Annotated in this window: 21 protein-coding genes; 16 read left to right on the top strand and 5 right to left on the bottom strand. The window is 31.1% G+C overall.

The window, feature by feature from the left end; genetic code table 11:
• Positions 1-26 precede the first annotated feature (26 nt).
• The 6 genes from B2S02_RS17170 to B2S02_RS17145 all read left to right on the top strand — a co-directional run bounded on the left by B2S02_RS17170 (position 27) and on the right by B2S02_RS17145 (position 4,609).
• A complete protein-coding gene (locus B2S02_RS17170) occupies positions 27-1,007 on the top strand; it encodes an oligopeptide/dipeptide ABC transporter ATP-binding protein (RefSeq protein WP_346847657.1) in 981 nt (326 codons plus the stop codon).
• Complete coding sequence (locus tag B2S02_RS17165) at positions 997-1,941, top strand: ABC transporter permease subunit (RefSeq protein WP_346847656.1); 945 nt, start codon at positions 997-999, stop codon at positions 1,939-1,941. The genes B2S02_RS17170 and B2S02_RS17165 overlap by 11 nt, the downstream gene beginning before the upstream one ends.
• 11 nt (positions 1,942-1,952) lie before the next feature.
• Positions 1,953-2,915: an ABC transporter ATP-binding protein gene (locus B2S02_RS17160; RefSeq protein ID WP_346847655.1), complete on the top strand. Its 963-nt coding sequence runs from the start codon at positions 1,953-1,955 to the stop codon at positions 2,913-2,915.
• 220 nt (positions 2,916-3,135) lie between these two features.
• Positions 3,136-3,816 carry a YeeE/YedE thiosulfate transporter family protein gene (locus B2S02_RS17155; RefSeq protein ID WP_346921115.1) on the top strand — a complete coding sequence of 227 codons (681 nt, stop codon included), beginning with the start codon at positions 3,136-3,138 and terminating at the stop codon, positions 3,814-3,816.
• A 19-nt stretch (positions 3,817-3,835) separates the two neighbouring features.
• The gene (locus B2S02_RS17150) at positions 3,836-4,069 is read left to right on the top strand and encodes a sulfurtransferase TusA family protein (RefSeq protein WP_035132122.1); all 234 of its coding nucleotides are present in this window, start codon (positions 3,836-3,838) and stop codon (positions 4,067-4,069) included.
• Positions 4,070-4,081: 12 nt separating this feature from the next.
• The gene (locus B2S02_RS17145) at positions 4,082-4,609 is read left to right on the top strand and encodes a YeeE/YedE thiosulfate transporter family protein (protein ID WP_150841602.1); all 528 of its coding nucleotides are present in this window, start codon (positions 4,082-4,084) and stop codon (positions 4,607-4,609) included.
• 31 nt (positions 4,610-4,640) lie between these two features.
• Here B2S02_RS17145 and B2S02_RS17140 read toward each other — a convergent pair whose 3' ends face one another.
• Positions 4,641-5,531 carry a LysR family transcriptional regulator gene (locus B2S02_RS17140; RefSeq protein WP_346921077.1) on the bottom strand — a complete coding sequence of 297 codons (891 nt, stop codon included), beginning with the start codon at positions 5,529-5,531 and terminating at the stop codon, positions 4,641-4,643.
• Between the two features lie 278 nt (positions 5,532-5,809).
• On the opposite strand from B2S02_RS17140, the gene B2S02_RS17135 reads away from it, so the two are divergent.
• The 9 genes from B2S02_RS17135 to B2S02_RS17095 all read left to right on the top strand — a co-directional run bounded on the left by B2S02_RS17135 (position 5,810) and on the right by B2S02_RS17095 (position 17,916).
• Complete coding sequence (locus tag B2S02_RS17135) at positions 5,810-7,078, top strand: YeeE/YedE family protein (RefSeq protein WP_346921076.1); 1,269 nt, start codon at positions 5,810-5,812, stop codon at positions 7,076-7,078.
• Positions 7,079-7,095: 17 nt separating this feature from the next.
• Complete coding sequence (locus tag B2S02_RS17130) at positions 7,096-8,793, top strand: FAD-dependent oxidoreductase (RefSeq protein WP_346876627.1); 1,698 nt, start codon at positions 7,096-7,098, stop codon at positions 8,791-8,793.
• Between the two features lie 12 nt (positions 8,794-8,805).
• A complete protein-coding gene (locus B2S02_RS17125; protein WP_346921075.1) occupies positions 8,806-10,143 on the top strand; it encodes an APC family permease in 1,338 nt (445 codons plus the stop codon).
• 255 nt (positions 10,144-10,398) lie between these two features.
• Positions 10,399-11,121: a GntR family transcriptional regulator gene (locus tag B2S02_RS17120; RefSeq protein WP_346876625.1), complete on the top strand. Its 723-nt coding sequence runs from the start codon at positions 10,399-10,401 to the stop codon at positions 11,119-11,121.
• Positions 11,122-11,203: 82 nt separating this feature from the next.
• Positions 11,204-12,964, top strand: coding sequence for an FAD-dependent oxidoreductase (locus tag B2S02_RS17115; protein WP_346921074.1), 1,761 nt, complete (start codon positions 11,204-11,206; stop codon positions 12,962-12,964).
• Positions 12,951-14,234 (top strand): NAD(P)/FAD-dependent oxidoreductase, encoded by a 1,284-nt coding sequence (locus tag B2S02_RS17110; protein WP_346876623.1) that lies wholly within the window; start codon positions 12,951-12,953, stop codon positions 14,232-14,234. The genes B2S02_RS17115 and B2S02_RS17110 overlap by 14 nt, the downstream gene beginning before the upstream one ends.
• A 1-nt stretch (position 14,235) precedes the next feature.
• Positions 14,236-14,625, top strand: a complete 390-nt coding sequence (locus B2S02_RS17105; protein ID WP_343826045.1) for a DUF1667 domain-containing protein — start codon at positions 14,236-14,238, stop codon at positions 14,623-14,625.
• Entirely contained in the window at positions 14,615-16,171 is a 1,557-nt protein-coding gene (locus B2S02_RS17100) for an FGGY-family carbohydrate kinase (protein WP_346921073.1), read from the top strand. The genes B2S02_RS17105 and B2S02_RS17100 overlap by 11 nt, the downstream gene beginning before the upstream one ends.
• A gap of 20 nt (positions 16,172-16,191) precedes the next feature.
• Positions 16,192-17,916, top strand: coding sequence for an FAD-binding oxidoreductase (locus B2S02_RS17095; protein ID WP_346921072.1), 1,725 nt, complete (start codon positions 16,192-16,194; stop codon positions 17,914-17,916).
• Positions 17,917-18,369: 453 nt separating this feature from the next.
• Here the strand turns inward: B2S02_RS17095 and B2S02_RS17090 are convergent, their stop codons facing one another.
• The 4 genes from B2S02_RS17090 to B2S02_RS17075 form a co-directional block, all read right to left on the bottom strand.
• Positions 18,370-21,717 carry a DEAD/DEAH box helicase family protein gene (locus B2S02_RS17090; RefSeq protein ID WP_346921071.1) on the bottom strand — a complete coding sequence of 1,116 codons (3,348 nt, stop codon included), beginning with the start codon at positions 21,715-21,717 and terminating at the stop codon, positions 18,370-18,372.
• 557 nt (positions 21,718-22,274) lie between these two features.
• Complete coding sequence (locus B2S02_RS17085; RefSeq protein WP_346878177.1) at positions 22,275-22,508, bottom strand: hypothetical protein; 234 nt, start codon at positions 22,506-22,508, stop codon at positions 22,275-22,277.
• A gap of 142 nt (positions 22,509-22,650) precedes the next feature.
• A complete protein-coding gene (locus tag B2S02_RS17080; protein ID WP_346847644.1) occupies positions 22,651-22,941 on the bottom strand; it encodes a hypothetical protein in 291 nt (96 codons plus the stop codon).
• 91 nt (positions 22,942-23,032) lie between these two features.
• Complete coding sequence (locus B2S02_RS17075) at positions 23,033-23,326, bottom strand: hypothetical protein (RefSeq protein WP_346847643.1); 294 nt, start codon at positions 23,324-23,326, stop codon at positions 23,033-23,035.
• Between the two features lie 145 nt (positions 23,327-23,471).
• Here B2S02_RS17075 and B2S02_RS17070 point away from each other — a divergent pair, with 145 nt between their 5' ends.
• A complete protein-coding gene (locus B2S02_RS17070; protein ID WP_346921070.1) occupies positions 23,472-24,197 on the top strand; it encodes a hypothetical protein in 726 nt (241 codons plus the stop codon).
• Positions 24,198-24,259 lie beyond the last annotated feature (62 nt).

The following is a 24,259-nucleotide window of genomic DNA, read 5'->3' as shown; positions in this document are numbered from 1 at the left end:
AGAAACCTTTGAAAAGGAGAAAAACCATGATAGAAGTAATAAATCTAACTAAACAATTTTTAATAAAAGACAAAATTTTTGGTGTGAATAAAGGGGTTGTACATGCAGTAAATGGTGTTAACTTTAAAATAGAAAAGGGAGAGACTTTGGGTCTTGTTGGAGAGTCAGGAAGTGGTAAATCAACCATAGGGAGATTGATGTTAAGACTCTTAGAACCAAGTGACGGAAAGATATTCTTAGAAGGAAGAGATATTAGTACCATTAGCAACAAAGAATTCCGAAAGCTAAGAAAGAATTTACAAATAGTTTTTCAAAATCCCTATTCTGCATTAGATTATAAAATGACTATTGAAGATATTTTGATTCAACCACTTCAAATACACAATATAGTTAAGCCATTAGAATACAAAAAAGAGGTGTTAAGATTACTTGAAATGGTAGGATTATCAGCACAGGATGCTAATAAGTTACCTCATGAATTTAGTGGAGGTCAGAGACAAAGAATTGCAATAGCCAAAGCTTTGGCAACAAGACCTAAGTTTGTAGTATGTGATGAATCTGTATCAGCTTTAGATGTATCTGTTCAATCACAGATACTCAATCTTATTATGGATCTTCAAGAAGAGTTTGGTTTATCATATTTATTTATATCCCATGATCTAAGTGTAATAAGGCACGTTAGTAACAAAGTAGCAGTGATGTATCTTGGAAAAATAGTAGAAAAAGGTAGTGTAGATGATATATTTGACTCTCCAAAGCACCCATATACTGAAGCATTAATGTCTGCTTCACCAGTACCAGAGCCTAGCAGAAGCATTGATAGAATAAAGCTTCAAGGTGAAATACCTAGTGCAATGAATATACCATCAGGATGTGCATTCCACAATAGATGTCCTAAAAGAGTGGCTAAATGTGAAACTGTTGAGCCAGAACTTATAGAACTTGATAATGGAAGGTTAGTTTCTTGCCATTTATATGAAGATGGGAGGAGTAAAAATGAAAGCTGAAATATTAAAGGTGGTAACTAAAAAAGTTCTTATGAATATATTAATACTCCTTGTAATTGTATTTCTTGTTATAGCTGTAACAGGAATACCATTAGATTTTGATATAGTTTCATACAATGGAAAACACACACCTAATATGAATATGGATGGAGTTATCGAAAACATAAGAAATAACTTTAAAATATTTTTGCGAGGTGAAGAATTTAATATTAAGGTTCAGGGAGAAACTATAGGACAACTATTACTTAAAACAGCAACTAAAAGCTTATTTATATTATTTTTTGGAACGCTTTTAGCAGTTGTTATTGGAATTCCTAAAGGAATTATAGATAGTAGAAAGAGGGAGAGGAGTGGAACAATAAAATTACTGCAATCTCTAATACCTCTTTCAATCCCAGATATATTAACAATAGTACTTGTACAGATGGGTGCTATATACTTATATAACAACGGAATTTCATTATTGGGTTTAGGGCCACTGCCAGCATTGGGAGATGAAGGATTTGTAAATGCAATTTACCCTATAATATCAATATCAATACTTCCAGCAGCATATATTGCAAGGATAACAGCTACTACAATAGAAGAAAATTTTGAAAAGCCATATATACTGGCAGCTAGGGGAAAGGGATGTTCTAGGGTTCAAATTATAAAAAACCACATGATGAAAAGCATAATCTATGGAGTGTTATCTGGATTTCCAACAGTTATGGGTATAATGTTTTCAAGTCTTATTATAGTAGAAAGATTATTTTACTTTAGAGGAATGGGATTTTATATGATACTTTTTTATACAACAGATTTGATTCCACCATATGAAGGTGGAATAGCCTTTACTACATTTATTTTATTTCTGGCGATTTTTTACTATTTTATTTTTCTGATTTTTAATGTGTTAAAAGATATTATAGTACCTAAGACAAAATTTCATTAAGGAGGGATAAGATGACATTACTTCAGGTTAAGAATTTAAAAACATATTTTTATTTGAACGGAAAGGAATATCCTGCAGTAGATGATATAAACTTTACCCTAGATGAAGGTAAAACAATGGCGATTATCGGAGAGTCTGGAAGTGGTAAAAGTGTGACTGCTTTATCTATCATGGGGTTAATTGATGCTCCAGGAAAAATAATTCATGGAGAAATACATTATAAAGGAGAAAATTTGCTTAAAAAGAGTGAAAAGGCAATGAGACAAATAAGGGGAAATGAAATATCTATGATATATCAGGATCCAATGACAACATTAAATCCTATGAATAAGGTAGGAGAACAGATTGCAGAAGCTCTCATAATTCATAAAAAAATTAGTAAGAAGGAAGCTCAAAAGGTTGTTATAGAGTTAATGAAAGCCGTTGGTATTACGGATGGAGAAGAAAGATATCATCAGCTCCCTAATCAGTTTAGTGGGGGAATGAGACAAAGACTTATGATAGCAATGGCAATAGCTTGTAATCCTAAAATATTAATAGCAGATGAACCTACAACGGCTTTGGATGTTACAATTCAAGCAGAAATTTTAGATCTATTACGTAAACTTAATAGTGAATACAATATGTCCATAATATTAAATACCCATGATTTGGGAGTAGTAGCAGAGATGGCAGATGAAGTAGTGGTAATGTATTGTGGAAAAGTTATGGAAATAGCACCAAATAAAGAACTATTTGAAGAGCCTATAAATCCATATACTAAAAAGCTTATGGAATGTATTCCAAGAATAGATGATAAAAAAAGGAGATTAGATACAATTGAAGGATATGTTCCACATCTATCACAATTATCAAAGGGATGTAGATTTTCAGATCGTTGTCATGAAGCCTGTGATAAATGCAGAAGTGAATTGCCAGATTTAAAAGAGGTTTTTAAAGGACATTGGTCTAGATGCTGGCTTCATGAAGATTAGTTTAGGGTGTTTTTAAATAAATCATCTGAAAAAATAACATTTTATATAAAAGAAAATTCATGTAAATATAAATATGATTTGCTACCATAATTTTAGTATTGGTAGCAAATTGTTTTTTTATTAAAATATTGACCAATATATATTATTGGTTTATGATATGGGCATAATATATAATTTTGAGGCACGAAATATTAATTTTATTTAAAGGGATGATAATATGTTGTCAAAAGAAATGGATGAATTGATTAAGCAACGGCAAGGTCAAGTAAAAAAGGAAAATTCTCAGATTCCTTACAGTGTTGCATTGCTTTTAATTACATTAATAATGTGTGCTATACTTTGGAAAAGCAAGTTTAATTATGCTGTATGTTTAGGTGTAGGTATTATAATTGGTATTATTTTAAGATATTCGAGATTTTGTTTTACAGCAGCATTTAGAGATCCTTTTACTAGTGGAAATACAAGAGGGTTAAGAGGGATGATACTAGCTATGATTGTAAGTACTGTAGGTTTTGCTGTAATTCAATCTGGATATATTCATAATAAAGGTATTGATTACAATTTGATTCCAGGAGCAGTTAGTTCAGTAGGTATTCATGTAATGATTGGTGCTTTCATATTTGGTATTGGAATGGTTTTAGCTGGAGGCTGTGCTTCAGGTGTATTGATGAGAATAGGAGAAGGACATGCTTTACACTGGGTTGTCCTTATAGGATTCATAATTGGAACCTTACTAGGAGCTAAGGATTATTCTTTTTGGTATGAGCATTTTATTAAGGATGCTAAGACCATTTACTTTTTAGAGCATTTTGATTTGAAAATTGTTGTTTTAGTGCAGATAGTTGTATTAATAATTTTATATAAATTAGCATTAAGGTATGAAAATAGACATTTGAAATAATTGTAATGGAGGAGCTTATATGACAGTAAGAAAGGTAGATTGTTTAAGCGAATTATGTCCTATTCCTTTGCTAAGGGCAATGCAGGAGCTTAAAACAATGGAGCCAGGAGATATTTTAATTCTTAATTGCGATCATAGTTGTGTAGCAATTGATATAGAGAAGTGGGCACTAGAAAAGGAATATCCCATACAGCTTGTGGAATTAGGTAGAGGAGAGTGGGAAGTATATATTCAAAAGCCAAAAGGAAAATAGGGGAGAGATAAAATGAAGTCTATAATAAAATATCTTAAGAAACCTTGGCCTTATTGGGTAGGTGGAATTTTATTAGGAGTAATGAATGTAATTTTACTAGGTCTAATTGGTATAAGCTGGCAAATAACTAGTGGTTTTTTATTATGGGGTATTGGCATACTACAATGGTTTGGGTTAGACCCCTTTAAATGGGAGTATTTTAGTCATTTTCAATCTTACTACGGTCCTATAATTTCCAATGGAAACATATTTATTAATCAATATACAATTTTAAATATAGGTGTTATTTTAGGATCTTTAGTTGCAACGTTATTAGCTTCCCAATTTAAATGGAAGAAAATAAAGAGTAAAAAGCAGTTTATAATTGCTCTTTTAGGAGGAATTATGATGGGATATGGAACTAGGCTTGCCGTTGGTTGTAACATTGGTGCTTTTTTCAGCGGCATACCGTCTTTTTCCTTACACGCTTGGGTTTTTGGTATTTTTGTAATGTTGGGTACATGGGTAGGAGTTAAGATTTTAGTTAAATTCTTTATATAAAAATGGAAAAGAGGACATGTGTCCTCTTTTTTTAACAAAAACCTCTTTTATTAGAAATTATAAAATCTACAAACATTTGCTCGTGCTTTGTAAGTGTATATTTTTTTCTTGAAGCTATATAATAACTGAAAGAAATTTTAAAATCCTCTACTTCAACGATTTGAATAGACTGTTTTTTTAGTTCTTGAGCAACTGTTAATTTTGGTAAAAAAGAAAGACCTTTTCCCGAAAGAATAGAAGACTTAATAGATTCGGGAGAATTTAAATCATAAATCACATTTAACTCTTCTACAGTTACATTTTTTTCTTTTAATGATTTTTCAATTACATATCTAGTTCCAGAATTTTGTTCTCGTAAAATTAGTGGAATATGTTTTAATTCTTCCATAGAAATTCTTTTAGGTGAATTATCACTATTTCCTACTAGCAAAAGCTCATCCGAAATAATAGGTTGAGTAGAAATATCATTTAACATTGGATCATGCTGAATGATTCCAATATTAATATCGTGTTCTTGTAGTTTTTGAATAACTTCCCTTGAATTTATTACCTCCATACGAATGTCAACTTCTTCATGGAGATGTTTAAAGGTAAAAATACTACAAGGAAGAGCATATTCACCCACACTTTTGCAAGCACCAATCATTAACTTTGGTTGCTCGTGATGCAAGTTAATCAAATCTCTTTTAATATTTCCTTGAATAGAAAGTAAAGTATCTGCATAGTTAAATACTACTTTTCCTTCTTCTGTTAATTCTACACCTTTATTACTTCGATTTAAAAGATTTACACCTAATTCATTTTCTAAGCTCTTAAGCTGACCACTGAGACCAGGTTGGGTAAGGTGAAGAATTTGTGCTGCTTTTGAGATACTATTATATTTCACTGTTATATAAAATGATTCAAGATATTCAAGATTCATATAGTCACATCCTAAAAATAATTATACATATATTCTATTTTACTAGTATATTACACAGAAATAAATATATTTATTTTTATTAGGCATATTTTAAAATTGGTTAAAGGGAAGTGTTATGGTATATAACATTTAGTTTCTATGGAAAAAGAATAATATGTAATAAAATTTTATTATAAAGATAACAAGTCATGATGTAAACGAAAACACAACCACTTTGTACCAAATATTGTTAAAAAAATCACACTGAATTTTAAATTAAAAGTATAAGGAGGAAAAAAATGAAAAAGACTGAACAAATTTTAGGATTTATAGGAATTTTACTAGTATTACTTTTAGGAAAGACATTATTAAAAACTGACATGCTATTTTTTAGACTTTTAGTGGGTGTGGGATTAGGTTATGCTTTATCTAGGGCTTATACAGGATTTGCAGGTAGTGTTAATCGTGCATTTAACACAGGATCAACAAAATTAATGAGGACACTAATGTTCTTGTTCTTTATCTCATCTTTATTGACTACTGCATTTTTATTCAAGGCAGATCCAGCTAGTTACGATCTGTGGATAAACCCAATTAACTTTGGTCTTATATTAGGGGCAATACTATTTGGGTTTGGTATGTCATTTTCATCATGTTGTGCATCAGGAGTACTTACGGACTTAATAACAGGTCTTCCTAGAGCGTTTATTACATTAATCTTCTTTGGGTTAGGAGTATTCTTAGGATTCCCTATACAAAATACTGTAGGATGGGTTAAGAACTCTTGGTTTTCAACTCCAGTAGGTGAAAAGTTGGCAGGAGGTGTATTCCTACCAGATCTATTTAAATGGGATGGTCTTGAAGGATATCTAGGTGCCTTAGTATTAATGGCATTATTTTGTGGAGTAGTTGTATTTATATCATACAGTTACGAGAGAAGTCGTAAGCAAAATAATACTTATACTGGTCACTCAATGGAAAAGGTACAGGATGAAAATGAAGTGTTAGACACTAAGAATTACAAGCTTTTAAGTGAAACAACATACAACAGATTATTTGTAAAACCTTGGACATTAGTGCAAGGGGCTGTAGTTATAGGGATATTATTTGCTTTGTTAATGGGAATTACTAAGGCTGGATGGGGCGCATCTACTCCTTATGGAATATGGTTTGGTAAATTCTTGATGATATTTGGAATTTCACCAGAATCTTTGGCAGCCTTTACTCAAATGCCAGCAAAGGCGTATCTTGTTCCATTCTTTGAACATGCTGTTTCAGTGCAAAACTTTGGAATACTCATTGGAACTAGTATATACTTGTTAACTGCTGGTAAGTTTAAGAAAACATTTATGTCAGAGATGCACATTACAGTAAGAGAAGTATTACTATATGCACTAGGCGGAATTACTATGGGATTAGGTACTAGACTTGCGAATGGATGTAATGTAGGAGCATTATATACTCCAATTGCAAATTTCTCACTTTCCGGTTGGATTTTCTTAATTTTCATGGTAGTTGGTGGTATTGTAGGAAATACACTAGCTAAAAGACTATTTAAGCAACATTAAAAGGAGGTATCATTGTTATGGGTAAAAGAATTTTAATTATTGGAGGAGTTGCTGGAGGAGCTTCAGTTGCAGCAAGAGTACGTAGAATTGATGAAAAAGCAGAAATAATTATGTTTGAGAAGGGACCTCATGTATCTTTTTCTAACTGCGCTTTACCATTTCATTTAAGTGGCATGGTGGAAAATGGTGACGATTTAGTTTTAATGTGTCCAACACAGTTCAAAAATCAATATAATATTGAAGCTAGAGTTAATAGTGAAGTTATAAAAATTATAAGAGATGATAAAAAAGTAGTAGTTAAGAACCTTCTTACAGGAGAAGAATATGAAGAGTCCTATGACAAATTAGTTTTATCTCCAGGGGCTAATCCAATATTGCCAAGAAGTATTGAAGGAGTAACAGGTTCCAATGTATTTACAGTAAGAAATGTAGTTGATATAAAGAAATTAAAGAATTATATTGATAGTAACAATATTAAGGATATTGCTGTTGTTGGTGGTGGTTTTATAGGGGTTGAAGTAGCGGAAAACCTATGTTTAGCAGATAAGAATGTAAGTCTTATAGAAGCACTTGATCAAATAATGAGTCCTTTTGACTATGATATGGCTCAAATACTTCACAAGGAAATGATGGATAAGGGAGTAAACCTTATATTAAGTGATGGAGTTAAGAAGATAGATGAAGACTTTGTAGAATTACAATCAGGTAAAAGGGTGGCTGCAAAAGTTGTAGTAATGGCAATTGGTGTTAGTCCTGAAACAGGATTAGCTAAGGATGCAGGACTTGAAATTGGAGTAACTGGGGGCATTAAAGTTGATCATAACTATTTGACTAATGACAAAGATATATATGCTGTAGGTGATGCTATAGAAGTTTATAATCGCTTAACACATAAAACTTCAAGGCTGGCTTTAGCAGGACCAGCTCAAAGACAGGCTAGGGCAGCAGCTGATAATATGTATAATATTCATCACAATAATAATGGAGTTATAGGATCATCTGTAGTTCAAGTATTTGATCTAGGAGCAGCTTCTACAGGATTAAATGAGAAAACTGCTAAAGCAGCAGGGATTTCTTATGATTTTGTATATATTATTCCAGGAGATAAAGTTGGATTAATGCCAGATAGTAATCCAATGCATTTCAAATTAATATATGAATATCCAACAGGAAGAATTCTTGGAGCACAGGCTATAGGAAAAGGAAATGTAGATAAGAGAATAGATGTAATTGCAACAATGATAACAATGGGTGGAACCTTAGAGAATTTAAAGGAATTAGAGTTATGTTATGCTCCTTTATTTGGAACAGCAAAAGATGTAGTTAATTTTGCAGCTTTAGTAGGACTAAATTTATTATATGGTAAGTTTAGACAAGTACCAGTAACGATAGTTAGGGAGTTAGTAGAAAACGACGAATTTATTGTAGATGTAAGAGAGAAGCATGAATATGAACAAGGACATCTTAAGAATTCAGTAAATATTCCATTAAGTGAAATCAGAGAAAGAATGTCTGAAATACCAAAGGATAAACCTGTATATTTACATTGTCGTTCAAGTCAAAGAAGTTATAATGCAGTAATGGCATTACAAAATAGTGGATATGATAATGTGATCAATATATCTGGTTCTTATCTAGGTATTTGTTGCTATGAATATTATCAAGATCAAGTAACAGGAAGAGCAAAGATAGTTACAGAATATAATTTTAATTAAGGATTGAATTTTATGAAGAAAAAGTTGAACAGAATAGACATATTAGCCTTAGCATTAGGATCTATTATTGGATGGGGTTCATTTACCTTGCCAGGTTCAAAGTTTCTCCATGAAAGTGGTATTATTAGCACGGCCATCGGTTTTATACTTGGTGGTCTTGCTATTGTTTTTATACAAAAGGGTTATCACATAATGATGGAGAAGCATAATGAAGATGGGGGAGAATTCTCTTATACTTACAATAACTTAGGAAAGGGAAATGGATTTATAGTAGGCTGGTCCTTGACATTGTGTTATATAAGTATGGTTCCACTTAATGCCACAGCCTTTGTATTGGTGCTTAAAAGGTTATTTGGTTCAGTAGTGGACTTTATATATCTATATCAAGTAGCAGGTTATCCAGTATACTTGTCAGAGGTTATCATTGCCAGCTTGATAATTCTTGTATTTGCTTATATTAATATCAAAGGATTGAAATTAAGTTCCATGGTACAGAACATTTTAATTTTATTAATGGTGGTAAATGTAATTATAGTGTTTGCTTTCATGTTTATGAAGGTAGACCACAGCTTGATTAGGGATACCTATATTAATAACTATAAGTTTAATATTACTGAAGTAGTAAAAGTTTTTGCTATAGTACCCTTCTTGTTTGTTGGCTTTGATGTAATACCGCAAGTATCCACAGATTTGAATTTTGAAGCACCAAAAGCTACAAGAATGGCATTACTAGCAATATTTGCTGGAGCACTTTTTTATAACCTATTAAATATTACAACAGGTCTAGTTTATACTCCAGAGAAAGCCTTATTGGAGCAGTGGGCTTTAGGGTCTGCAGTACTTGATAATATGGGATATATAGGCTTTATCCTACTAATAATATCCCTAGCTGGTGCAGTAGCAGGTGGTATAAATGGGTTTATGTTAGGGAGTAGCAAGTTAATTGGAGCTTTATCCAGATATAAACTTATCCCATCAAAGTACAAAGAGAAAAATAAAAATGGTGTTTTCGAAAATGGAGTTAAATTTATAGCCGTAGTAAGTTTAATAGCACCATGGTTTGGTAGAGAAGTTATTATCTATATTGTAGATATGTCATCCTTACTAGCAGCAGTAGCATATTTTTATGTATGTTATATTGGGTTTAAAAACTCAATAGGAGTTGACAAATATTTTTCAGCATTGGGAGCTTTTATAGGGCTAGTATTCATAGGATTATTGATAATACCAGGTTCTCCTGCAAGATTAAGTAGACCTTCTATGGTATTGGTGATTTTATGGGCAGTGTTAGGATATTTTTTCTATAAGAAGTATTCAAAGACAATGAAATCAATTGATAATCACATATAAGTTTAAAAATAATTTCAAAAGTAAGTTATTCTTGAGAAATATGTTCATTTTAAAATATCATAGGAAAGTTAAATAAATTGGTGTTAGTATATTATAAAATATTATATAAGGCAGCCTGAAAAATAGTTTCAGGTTGCCTTTTTATAGTTTAACAATATAAATCATAAGATATAAATAATCCTCAACATGTTAATAAATTGGTAATCATATAAATCATCCAGCATATAAATATAAAAAACATTGGAGGAATTAATAATGATAGATAGATATAATAAAACACCGTTATATATACAAGTAAAAGAAGAAATAACCAAGGCAATTATAAGTGGTAGATGGGAGGTTAATTCTCGAATTCCAACTGAAAGGGAACTGATGGAGAACTATGAAGTAGGTAGAGCTACAATAAGACAAGCGATAGACTTATTAGTTAGTCAAGGATATCTGTATAAGAAACAAGGAATTGGTACCTTTGTTTTAAGAGATAAGCCTTCTTTGGGATTTGAGCCACTTATTAGTCTAACTTTTACATTAAGAACTAAGGGAATAAAGATTAGCAACAAAATACTAGATGAGAATTTTTTTATCCCAGCCGAAGAATTAACAAATAAGATGAGATGGAAAATAAATCAAAAGTGCCTTTATGTAAAAAGGTTAAGAACTGTTGAGGAAATCCCAGTAGCCATTGAGAATTCATATTTTTCACAGCGGTTTTCTAATGATAATAGTAAATTTGATTTTAAAAAATCCTTGGCAAGCATGATTATAAATGATTTAAAGGTAGACATATCAAAGGTAGATCAGACGATAACTATTAGAATTCCTAATAGCGAAGAAAAAAGTCTGTTAGAAATAGATGAAACTACAAGAGTATTAGTTATGGAAAGATGGATATATGAAGAAAATAATGAAGAACCATTCTATTATTTAAATTTTATAGTTCCAGAAAATTTATACTATGTACCTATGATAAATTATTAAAAATAAGTATTTATTTTATAGTTAAATCATAGTATATACAGAGAAGTTAAGATGTCCGAACATCCTAAGGAAGGGATATGTAATGATAAAAAAATATGAAAAGGTTCAAAAACTTATACAAAAAGAGGTTAATAAAGAGATTTACTGCAGAGAATGGAACTCTTCCATCATTTTAGAAGGACAGGTAGAGAGTTGGGATATGGTTATTAAAGCCGGTAAACTTGCTGCTAAAAGAGGATATAAGGGTGTAGTAAATAAAATAACTGTGAAGGATTTAAAAATACCTCTAATTAAAGCACCGATTATAAGAGATTCAAATTTAAATGGGAAAAGGGTAGATGTACTCATTATTGGAGGAGGAGTTATAGGATGTGCTATTGCTAGAGAGCTTGCAAAGTGGGAAATGTCTATTTTATTGCTTGAAAAAGAATCAGATTTGGCAATGCACACATCATCAAGAAATGATGGGATGATACATCCAGGTATAGAAGCTCCTATAGGAAGTAAAAAATCCATATTTAATGTTAGAGGTAATGAGCTTTATTCAAAGATTACAAAGGAGCTAGGGGTACCTTTTGAAAGATGTGGCTCTACAGTGCTTTTTGATAGAGGATTTATAAGGTTAGCTAAACCTTACCTTATGAATAGAGCACGGAAGGCTGGAGTAAAGGATGTAGTTATTTTAAATAAGGCACAGGTAAAAAAAATAGAACCAAATGTGACGGATAATATAGTTGGGGCAGTTCATTTTGGAACAACAGGTATATTATCTCCTTATAGGATGACCTATGCTTTTGCAGAAAATGCAGCTATGAATGAAGTTGAGTTTTCCTTAGATACCTTAGTAGAATCATTCCTTATGGATGGAAATGAGATTATTGGAGTAAATACAAATAGAGGATTAATATATCCTAACGTAATTATAAATGCAGCTGGAATCTTTGCTGATAAAATTGCTAACATGGCAGGTGATCAGTTTTTCACAATACATCCAAGGAAAGGAGAGACGTTAATATTAGATAGAAAGAAAGGTTCTTTAATTAATGGAGTGGTAGCTAAACCAAGCTTAAATCTGACTAAAGGAAATACTAAGGGTGGAGGTATTGTAAAAACAATAGATGGAAATATATTGGTAGGGCCTGATGCTTATGAACAACCCTTTAGAGAAGATTATTCTACAAATTCAACAAATATAGAGAATATATTAAGAAAGCATTTACCTGTAGTACCTAAATTATCTAATGGTGATGTAATAACATATTATGCGGGAATAAGAGCCGCTACTTATGAAGAAGATTTTATCATTGAACGATCTGAACGTGTTGATAATTTAATTTATGCAGCAGGTATCCAATCACCAGGTCTTGCATCTGCACCAGCTATAGCAGAGGAAATTGAGAAGATAACCTGTAGATTACTAGCTGAAAAAATACAGTTAAAGAAAAAAGATTATTGGAATCCAATAAGAAAAGGAATACCAGAAGTAAGAAATATGTCCTTTGAGGAAAAGGCTAAGCTAATAAAAGAGAAACCAGAATATGGTGAAATAATTTGTAGATGCGAGGAAATAAGCAAAGGTGAAGTTCAGGATGCTTTAAGAAGTCCAATAAAAGTGGATACAGTAGATGCTATTAAAAGAAGAGTTAAGGCTGGGGCAGGCAGATGTCAAGGAGGATTTTGTTTGCCACAGGTATTAAAGATTATTAATGAGGAATATGGTAAAAGTTTTGATGAAATAACTAAGAAAGGTAAATATTCTAACATTCTTATAGAAAAAGTACAAAGTAAATATAATAATCTTACAATAAATGATAATGAGGTGAAATTAAATGAAAGACAATAAATTTCACTTTGATGTAATAGTTATAGGTGGAGGTCCAGCGGGGCTTGCAGCAGCATTAGCATCTAATGAGAAGGGAAGTAAAACATTAATTGTTGAAAGAGAAAAAAAATTAGGTGGAATATTAAAACAATGTATTCATGATGGATTTGGATTAATTACCTTCAATGAAACACTTAGTGGACCAGAATATGCCGATAGATATATGAGAAAGATTATGGAAAAAGATATATCAATATATACATCAACATTTGTAAGTAAAGTAGAAAAGGTAGGAGAAAGTTTTATATTAACCTTAATAAATTCAAGAGAAGATGTTTTTCAGGTTAGCTCTAAGGCGTTAGTTTTAGCCAACGGGTGTAGAGAGAGAACGTCTAGACAAGTTTTTATAAATGGAGATAGACCTGCTGGCATATATTCAGCAGGAACAGCACAATATTTAACAAATATCATGGGTTATCTACCTTGTAAAAACTGTGTGATTTTAGGAAGTGGAGATATTGGATTAATTATGGCTAGAAGGTTAACCTTGGAAGGTGCCAAGGTTATAGGTGTGTATGAAATGAAAAGTACTCCTTCAGGATTAAGCCGAAATATTATGCAATGCTTAGAAGATTATAATATTCCATTACATTTATCCCATACAGTAACTAGGGTAATAGGGGAGAGCAAAGTTTCAGCAGTTGAAACATGTAGAGTTGACGAAAATATGAAGCTCATTGATGGAACAGAAGAGATAATTAAGTGTGATGGATTAATATTATCAGTAGGATTAATACCAGAAAATGAGGTAGCAGAAAGTTTGAATATAGAAATTGATCCATTAACCAAAGGACCAAAGGTAGATCATAACTTTAGGACAAGTGTAAATGGGGTATTTTCCTGTGGAAATTCTCTTCATGTTAATGATTTAGTAGATTATGTATCAGAAAGTGGGAAATATGCTGGAGAACAGGCAGCAACTTATGAAGAAAATAGTTATAGAAAATTAGTGGATATAACCTTTGATAAAAAAGAATTTCTATATGTAGTACCACAAAGCATAGATTTAAATTCTATAGATAAAGATATAACAATTTACTTTAGAAGTAAAGATGTAATAGAAGATGTAAAAGTGGAATTTTACTTAGATAACAAAGTAGTATTTATGAAAAAGTATAATATAATAAAACCTCCGGAGATGGAAAAAATAATTTTAAACTTAAAATCATTTTCTGTAAAAAATATGGATAATCTAAATTTGGTTATGAGTAAAATTAAAGAAGGTGTATAAGGTGGAGTTAAAAAAAATCACCTGTATAGTGTGTCCTAATGGTTGCAAACTTACTATAATTGAAAAAAATGAAGAACTATTAGTGGAAGGTAATAAGTGCAAAAGAGGCATAGAATTTGGAATTAATGAGATAAAAAATCCATTAAGAAGTATTGCTTCAACAGTAAATACTATATATAAGGAAATGCCAAGACTACCGGTGAGAACTGACGGACTGATTCCAAAGAGTAAAATATTTAATGTAATGAGAGAAATAAGTAAAGTAGTAATAACAAATCATGTTGATATAAATGAAGTAATAATTGAAAATGTATTAAACACTGGAGTTAATATAATTTCAACCTCAAGTTTGATTGAGATATTAAAGGAGGAGTATCCGAATGGAGGATAAATATGTTCTCTCCATAGATTGTGGGACACAAAGTGTAAGAGCGTTGATATTTAATGGATTAGGTACATTAGTAGCTAAAGAGAAGCTAGATTTTCAACCATACTTTTCAAATAGACCAGGATGGGCAGAACAAGATCCAGAGATTTGGTGGCAAGGTGTATGTCATGTATGTACAGCACTAAAAGAGAATAATTCTGCTTTTTTTAATGAAATACTTGCAGTATCAGTAACAACACAAAGAGATACAGGTATAAATGTAGATAAAAATGGGGAAGCATTAAGACCTGCAATAATATGGTTAGATCAGAGGATGGCAGAGTGTAAAAAACCTATAAGTAAAAAATATGATTTTCTCTTTAGGTTAATTGGAATGAAAAAAGCCATAGAGGTTTCAAGGAAAAAATGTAAAGCAAATTGGATAATGGAAAATCAGCCGGAAATATGGAGAAACACTTATAAGTATTTATTACTTTCAGGATATTTAAATTTTAAATTAACAGGAAATTTTGTAGATTCTATAGCATCTCAGATTGGACATATACCTTTTAATTTTAAAAAGAAAGATTGGCCAAAAGGAAATAAAGATTATAGATGGGAAATTTCGGGAGTTGAAAGAGAAAAACTACCTCAGCTTGTAGAGGTGGGAGAAAGAATTGGGGAAATAAGTTCAGAAGTTGCAAAGGGTACAGGGTTAAAGATTGGAATACCTGTTATTGCAGCAGGATCAGATAAAGGTTGTGAAACCTTAGGTACAGGTTGTAAGAATGAAAAATGGGTAAATTTAAGTTTTGGAACAACAGCTACAGTTCAGACTATGTCAAAAAAATATATAGAGCCTTTAATGTTTATGCCAGCTTATCCAGCTTGCATCCCAGGATATTACAATCCGGAATTTGAAATTTTTAGGGGGTATTGGATGATTAGTTGGTTTAAGAGAGAATTTGCTAGAAAGGAAGCTATGGAAGCAGAAGAAAGAGGCATTTCTTATGAAGAAATATTAAATGAAAGATTAAAGGATGTTCCACCGGGATGCCATGGGTTAATGCTTCAACCATATTGGGGACCAGGTTTAAAATATCCTGAGGCAAAGGGAGCAATTATAGGTTTTGGAGATGTTCATACAAGAAGCCATATTTATCGAGCTATTATTGAAGGAATAAATTATGGATTATTAGATGGAATAGAAAAAATAGAAAGAAAAACTAAGGAAAAAGTGAAGTATGTAATGGTTTCAGGAGGCGGCTCTCAAAGTGATACTATTTGTCAAATAACTGCCAGTATGTTAAATAGAAAGGTTTATAAAACTACGACCCATGAGACGTCAGGATTAGGAGCAGCTATTATAACTTTTGTAGCTTTAGGAATATATGTAACTTACAATGAAGCTATTGAGAAAATGGTTCATTATAAAAAAATATTTACTCCAGAAAAAGAATATACAGAAATATATTCAAAACTTTTTAAGAAAGTTTACAAGAGAATATATAGAAGACTTAAATCACTATATTCAGATATTGGAAAGATAACAAATTATCCAGATATTTAATTGTAATGGGGGAATTATTTATGAATAAAAATGAAGATATTTTCACACCAAATTGGTATGAAGATTTACCACCAGAAGGATCATATAGATCTATTTTAAAATGGGGAAACCCTAAGGAATTTAAACATCCCAATCCTAGATTATACACTTTGATGAAGAAAACCTTTGAAATGACTGATGATGATTTTAAAACACCTCAAAAAATGGGTTTAGAAAAGGTTAGTTTTGAAAAAGAGATTACTTTAACAGAAGGTCAAATTGCTCACTTTAAGCACATAGTAGGAGAAAATAATGTAAGAATGGACCCTTATTCAAGGCTTCAAATAGCTTATGGAAAAACTATGATAGATTCAATGAGACTTAGAGAAGGTATCGTTGAAAATATTCCTGATATAGTAATACATCCAAGAAGCAAAGAAGATATAAAAGAAATAGTTGAGTACTGTAATGAAGAGAAAATACCAGTGTATGTTTACGGAGGAGGTTCATCTGTAACTAGAGGTGTTGAGTGCGTAAAAGGTGGAGTATCCTTAGATATGAGAGTTCATATGAATAAGGTAGTTAACTTTAATGAAATAAATCAAACAATAACTGTAGAAGCTGGTATGTCAGGTCCGAAACTAGAAGAAACATTAAATAAAGCAAAGGAACTCTTTGGTGCAAAGAGGGCATATACCTGTGGGCATTTCCCTCAATCCTTTGAATATTCGGCAGTTGGAGGCTGGGTTGTAACTAGAGGAGCAGGTCAGAATTCAACCTACTTTGGAAAGATTGAGGATATGGTTATATGTCAAGAGTATATCACGCCGGCTGGAGAAATAAAAACCGATGAATATCCTGCATTAGCTACAGGACCATCCATCGATGAAATCATGATGGGAAGTGAAGGTGCCTATGGAATATTAGTTTCTGTAACTCTTAAGATTTTTAGATACATGCCAGAAAATCAAAGGAGATTTAGTTATATATTCAAGAACTGGGAAGATGCTAGAAATGCAGCAAGAGAGATTATGCAAGGGCAATTTGGATTTCCATCAGTATTTAGATTATCAGACCCAGAAGAAACTGATGTTATGATGAAACTCTATGGAGTAGAAGGAACAATTATTGATAAAATAATGACTGTAAGAGGATATAAGACAAATGAGAGATGTATGTTTTTAGGATTTACAGATGGAGAAACATGTTTTACAAAGGTAGTAAGGAAAAAGGTTCATAAGATATGTAAAGCGTATGGAGCCATGTCGACCACAGGATATGTAACTAAGGCATGGGAGCACGGAAGGTTTAGAGATCCATATTTAAGAGAAGATTTACAGGATTATGGTATTATGACTGATACCCTTGAATGTTCAGTTAATTGGGAGAATATGGATTGCGTTCATAAGGGAGTAAGAGCTTACTGCAAAAGTAGACCAAATACAATTTGTATGACACATATGTCTCATGTTTATCCACAAGGTGCAAATCTGTACTTTATTTTTATAGCTAAAATGAATAAAATAGATGAGTATTTAGAATATCAATATGGAATACTTGATAATATTCAGAAGTATGGAGCTGCGATGAGTCATCACCATGGAATAGGAAAGATGACAGCCCCTTGGCTTGAAGGTCAAATAGGTAAAAATCAAATGGCGGTATTCAAGGTATTAAAAAATCATTTTGATCCAAATAATATTATGAATCCAGGTGGAACATTAGGTCTTGATTTATCTGATGATAAGAAAAGAATGGTAAAGTAAAAGGATGAAGTGAAACCTTGATAAAAGGTACTTACTGATGGTAAGTGCCTTTTAATATATGGTAGTTTAGGTTTGGCTTTATTTGTTTTGTATTGATTTTACTTACACCTTGGCCTGGAGATGAAGCAGTTGCTGTTACAGCTTTTTTAGGTAATGTGTTTAATAAATTATTACCAATAACCAAGTATTATATTGAATGAAATTTTAATAATTCTACATTACACTTATTTACATATATAATAATATAAATTCAACATCATAATGTTAAATTTAGAAAAATAAGCTAAGAGTAAAGAATATATTACATCTCAGTAAATAGTATTGAGAATTTTATTTATAAATGAAACAGAATTTATTAATTATTATAAAAAGCTACGTATCTAAAATTTACGTAGCTTTTCACATTTTATTTTTCATTCTTACTTATATAGAGTTATTTCACTTTCACTTACATTAACCAATTTGCTCACAATTATTTTTAATATCTGTTATAACATTCATGATTTCTCTTGCATCATTTATGTTATCTTTAAATAAGGTGGTTATACTGCCAAGACTTCTGAAGGGTTCTTCCATAAGAACTCTATTATCCTCTATAATTCCATTAGCTACAATGTAGTCTACAATAAGTTTTACAAATCTTATTTGTATTACATTGAGATTCTCTTCACTAAGAAATTTGCTAAAGGCCTCATTGGCTGCTTCTCTTTGAAGTCCTACTATTTTTCTCACTAGCTTGGTAACTGGAGTATTTCCATACTCTTTTTCATATTCTGCTTTGCTGCCAAGGTCTTTCCATAGGATACGTTCTAAGGTTTTCATATCTTCTTTTGTGAGTTTTTTATTATTACGAAGTTTGTATATAGCTAATTCATCTTTATGCTCTTTTAGGTAATGCTCCACCTTTTTCTTATAATCCTTAAGGTCATTACTATTATACATTGCTCCATTTTCATTGATTTCAAGGATTTCATCTTTAAAGTTAGTGTAATATATCTTTTGGCCATCTTTTTCGATAAACCTAATAAGGTCTCTTAAGGCATTTCTTACTTCTTCAAGGTCAAGGATATCTGCACTTTCCCAGAACTCATTAGTTAGAACTTTTTCAATGATATGTTTTTGCTCCATAACCTTTGGGATTGTCCCTAATTTAGAAAGTTGCTCTGCTGTATTAATAATAGCTTTTATAGGCTTTGTGGCATTTTTGTTTTGCAAATATGCAAGATCCACTGTATAGATAAGACAATCAAATCTCTTGGCAAGTTCATCATCATTAAGTGGTGTAATTAATGGTGAGATGTACTCTTTTATATCAGCTACACTTCCCGTTCCTAAGACATTCCATGGCTCATTGTTTTTATAGATTTCTACATATCTTTCATGGAGCTTCACTCTAAAGTTTTCTCTATTTAGGCTTCTTACATCCTCTAAAAGTTCCCTTAAGATGTCTTTTCTATAATGAATATAATCTTCTTCTTGATACTTAATATCTTGAAGTTCTCTTAAAATATCAACTTTAGTGTTAAAGATTCTCTCCGTTAAGCTATGGGTACCCTTACTCTCCATGCCTTTAGGATTAGCTCTAAAGAATTCAAAGTTAGTACAAAAATCAAATATATAGAACTGTTCCTTGTTAAGTCCCACTCCAAGGAGGTCAGTACAGAGTCTTGTACCTCTTCCTATCATCTGCCAGAACTTAGATTTAGAACGTACCTTTTTAAAGAACACAAGGTTTAATATTTCAGGGATATCAATACCAGTATCAAGCATATCTACAGATACAGCTATTTGTGGCATCTTTTCCTTTGTACTAAAATCATCTATCAAGGTATCTACATAGTTAATGCTATAATCTATCTGCTTTATAAAATGTGAGCCATACTCTGGAAAGATTATATTAAACCGATCTACAATAGCCTGGGCATGGCGACTACTTTTTGCAAAGATAATTGTTTTTCCAAGTTTATCGCCACCCTCAACCTTTAGGCCTTTTTCCATAAGCTCTCTAAGAACCATATCTATAGTATTTGCATTAAAAAGCCATTCATTAATAGCACTATTTGAAATGTTATCATCTATATTTTCATCTTCTTCAAAGTTTTTTTCAAATTCATCCTTTTCCTCATCACTAAGGTCGTCGTAATAAATTCCCTTTTCTATAAACTTAGATTTAACCTCTATGGACCTATAATCTACCAAAAATTCATCCTCTACAGCTTTTTCTAGTTCATAGGCAAAGGTTGGTACATTATTCTCCAGCTCAAAAATGCTATAGGTATTCTTATCAATATCATCCTTTGGAGTTGCAGTAAGTCCAAGGAGCATAGAATCAAAGTGCTGAAAAATATCTCCATACTTTTTATAAATACTTCTATGACTTTCATCAATGATTATAAGGTCAAAATGTCCAGGAGTGAAAAGTTTTCGTCCATCCTTGCTTCTTTTCTCATCTATAGCGTTCATCATAGTTGGATATGTAGAGAAAATTATTCGAGCTTGCTCTGGATTATCTTTATTATCTAATAAATTGCAAAGAGTAAGACTTGGTAGTAGATTACTAAAGTTATTCTTAGCTTGCTTCACAAGGGCCTTCCTATCTGCAAGAAATAAAATATTTTTCACATGATTATGTCTCATTAATATATCAACTATAGAAATGGCAGTTCTTGTTTTACCACTTCCTGTAGCCATAACGAGAAGCATCTTTCTATGCTTAGTTTTTATAGCTTCACATACAGACATAATTGCTTCCTTTTGATAATAACGGTTAGAAATATCATCATTAATCATTACATTATCAAAGGAGATTTTATTACTTCTTCTATCAACTATAAGTTGTAATTCATCCTTAGTGAAAATTCCACTGACAGGTCTTTGAGGATAGTCCTCTGAATCATTGATATAATTTATGTCAAAGCCATTGGTGGTAAAAATAAGAGGTCTTTGCATGTATTGATGCTCCAAAGAATCTGCATAAAGCCTTGCCTGCTGAGAACCCACATTAGGGTCCTTACTTGTTTTCTTAGCCTCAACCACTGCAAGAGGTTTTCCATTATTACCATAGAGCACATAATCTACAAAACCTGTACCTGCAGCATTAGGCATTCCCTCCACTGGTACTTCTACAAGACAATCCGTGCCTATATTCCACCCTGCCAGCTTAAGCTCAACATCAATATATTTCTTTCTTGTCTCTGCCTCACTTAGCTCATCAACTTCAAAGTCATAGCTTTCAGTATTACTTATTCTTTGCTCCGTCATAGTCTTACGTAAAGATTCATTCTCTTTGCGTATGTCTTCAAGTTTTTTATCCTTTGAACTTAGCCTATCATAAAGGTCTCTAAGTTCCTGAGGTCTTGTACGTTTTTCTTCACCTTGTGCTAGAATACTCTCATTAAAATCTTTACAAGTATATTCATCTGCATAACAATAATCAATCCATCTTACCACTTCATGAAGATTCCTAAGAGAAAGCACAGCCTCATCCCTTGTAATGCTAGCATTTGTATGAACTGCAGTATTACCAAGTTTAATTATGTATTTAATAAGTGAAAACAAAGATGGGTCTATAATCTGCCTAAAGGTAGTCTCATGAATAAGACTTGAAATATTATCTTGATAAGGAACTGTAAGATCATTATCAAAACTATAAACCCACTTAACAGCAAGCTCCACTGCTCGCCTTGAAAGAATAGCACAAGTAGCAGGTGACACAAGAAGACTTTTCTCCGCCTCTACTGCACTAGTTGCAAATCTTTTAAATATATGTTTTGACTTTAAAAAGTCAAAGTTGGTACACAATAAAATCCCCTCCCCATGGGCATTTGATAGATATTACTTTTATCGAATTATATGTATATTTTAATATTAATTATGTTTAATTAACTATATTATACCTTATTATAACAAAATACACCTATATTTCTATAGATGTACTCTTTATGATTTTAGCATTTAAGTTTTTTATTTCATTACATTATATATGATATAACTTTAGTGGTATAGATTAACACACTAATTATCATTTTTTACAGTAACTACTTTTAATAGATATATTTCAATGCTTATTTGCTGTAATATAAAACAAACTCCGATAATTTAAACTTATTTGATAATGAATAATTTTTTATGATATAAATCAACTGATATAAATCACTAACTAACATAAAGGAATTGTAAAAAACTATAATCCATAGAATAGCATTTAATATACTATATGTATACATTATAGCTCCTAATAAAATAGTAGTTATACAAAATGGTAAAACTGTATAAAGGATTAAAGTAAAGAAATTGTATGTTCCATCTACGTTAGCATAGAAAGCCATTTTTTTAGGTATAAAACCTATATGAAACTTTCATCTGTTCTTTCCAAAACTTACGCCTATAATAAAATGAATCACCTCATGAAGTATTATTGTGCCTATAGCAAAAATAAGTTTTTGAAAAATAGAAACTTTATTAAGATTTACTCCTATACTCTTAATACAATACTCAGTAACGTAATAGAGAATAAAGAATAAAATTATCATTTTTATCTTAGAATATTTAATGTCAACAGGGTTCCACTTGTTAGTCAATTCTCTGTGCATATATAAGTCACTCCTATGATTATTTTATAGTTCCATTTATTATACTATAAAATATAAAGTCACTTAGATCACCGTTCTAATATATTAAAATTAATGAAATTAATCTAAGTTGATGAATAATTAAGGTATATACAACCTATAATTAATTCTTTTTTGCTATATTTATAAAATTAAGTGAAATACCCAATATAAGTCCAGCTAAAATATAGAAAAATGTTTCCGACATAGTAATAAAATACATACCAATGACGGCAAAAATTAAAATTAATATTAATGCAGAAGATGTATAGAATACAGGCTTATAAGATTTTTTTATTTTAAGCTTTGAATCTATTTTGACTATTAAGGAATATTTTTTATCTATTTCCATTAATATTATATAACTAACTAAATAAGTGAATAACATTGGTAGAACTTTAAGGATTCCATTCATTTTTTTCAACTCCTTCCTAATTAATTCAGTGATATAACAAACGTTTCTTTAATATGTAAGATTAATTATAATACGATTAATATTTATTATTTTATGCACTCAAAAATCCATATAGATATAACACTACCCCTATTAATATCATAAATAGTATGTAAAGAGGAACTACTATAAAACAAAACTTGATAAAGTTAATTTCTTTAAAGTTTTTATTAACCAATGAGTAAGACAGTGGAGCAGTGATAAGAGTTGATATGCTCATGGTTATTATAAAAAAAATATCTACAGGTTTATTACTAATAATTTGACCAATTATCCAACATACCAACCCCCATAAAAACCAAAACATAGCATATTTAAAGGATAGTTCATTTTTGTTTTTTCTCATATTAACCTCCTAGTTTCTATTTTTAAAAGCCCATGCAAGTAATTATAACAAGTTTTAACAAAATTTTATATAACACTAAGTATAAAAACTTCAAAAATGTGGTTATTGTTTTTACAAATATTTTAAATGTATAGAGAGGTATAATGTGGAGGTAAGTGACAATAAAGATGAATTAATGCGTGTATTGCCTTTTTTACAAGACCTGGCGAACCAAGATCCTGAATTCTTAAAAAAGTTATTATTTAAAAATAAAGACGAAGCGTTTGAGAAGTTTAAAGAATCTCTAAAAGAATTAGTTAATTTGCATGAAAATCAACCTAAATGTACAAATAAACAGGAACAAGGTAAATTAAGCACTAAGAAAGGAAGAATGCTAGAAAATTTGGCAGATTATCTTATGCTTGAAAGCTCGATATATAAGATAAAAACAAATCTTAAAAATGATACAAATGAAATTGATCTGCTTCTTCAATTTAATGATTTAGGTTTAATAGCATCTAATGTTTTCCCGATATATATGAGAGAAGATATAATTATTGAATGCAAAAATTACAATACAACTATAGGAGTTACATGGTTAGGAAAAGTAGCTTCGTTATTAGATATACGTAATGTTAAATTGTGCGTTTTATTTTCATATCACCCTATATCAGGGAAACAGGAGTGGGTAGATGGAAAAGGATTTATTAAAAAGCTATTTCTAAAAAAGAATATAGCAATAATAAATATTAATGTTGATGATTTAAATAATATTGCCAATGGAAAATATACTTTTCCTGAGATTATACAAAATAAGTATGATAGTCTTAAGTATCATACAGATATAGAACAATATATTTCTATACACCCAGCAGAAGAGTGTAAAAGCTAGTAGGGAATAAAATCCTTACTAGCATATTTTTTATTTATAGTCATACTTTATTAAGTTATTTT

The sequence above is a fragment of the Clostridium sp. UBA7339 genome, assembly GCF_002470865.1.
Taxonomy (GTDB): domain Bacteria; phylum Bacillota; class Clostridia; order Clostridiales; family Clostridiaceae; genus Clostridium_J; species Clostridium_J sulfidigenes.
The sequence above is the reverse complement of the archived record's forward strand: the minus strand, read 5'-3'. Positions and strand labels throughout refer to the sequence as shown.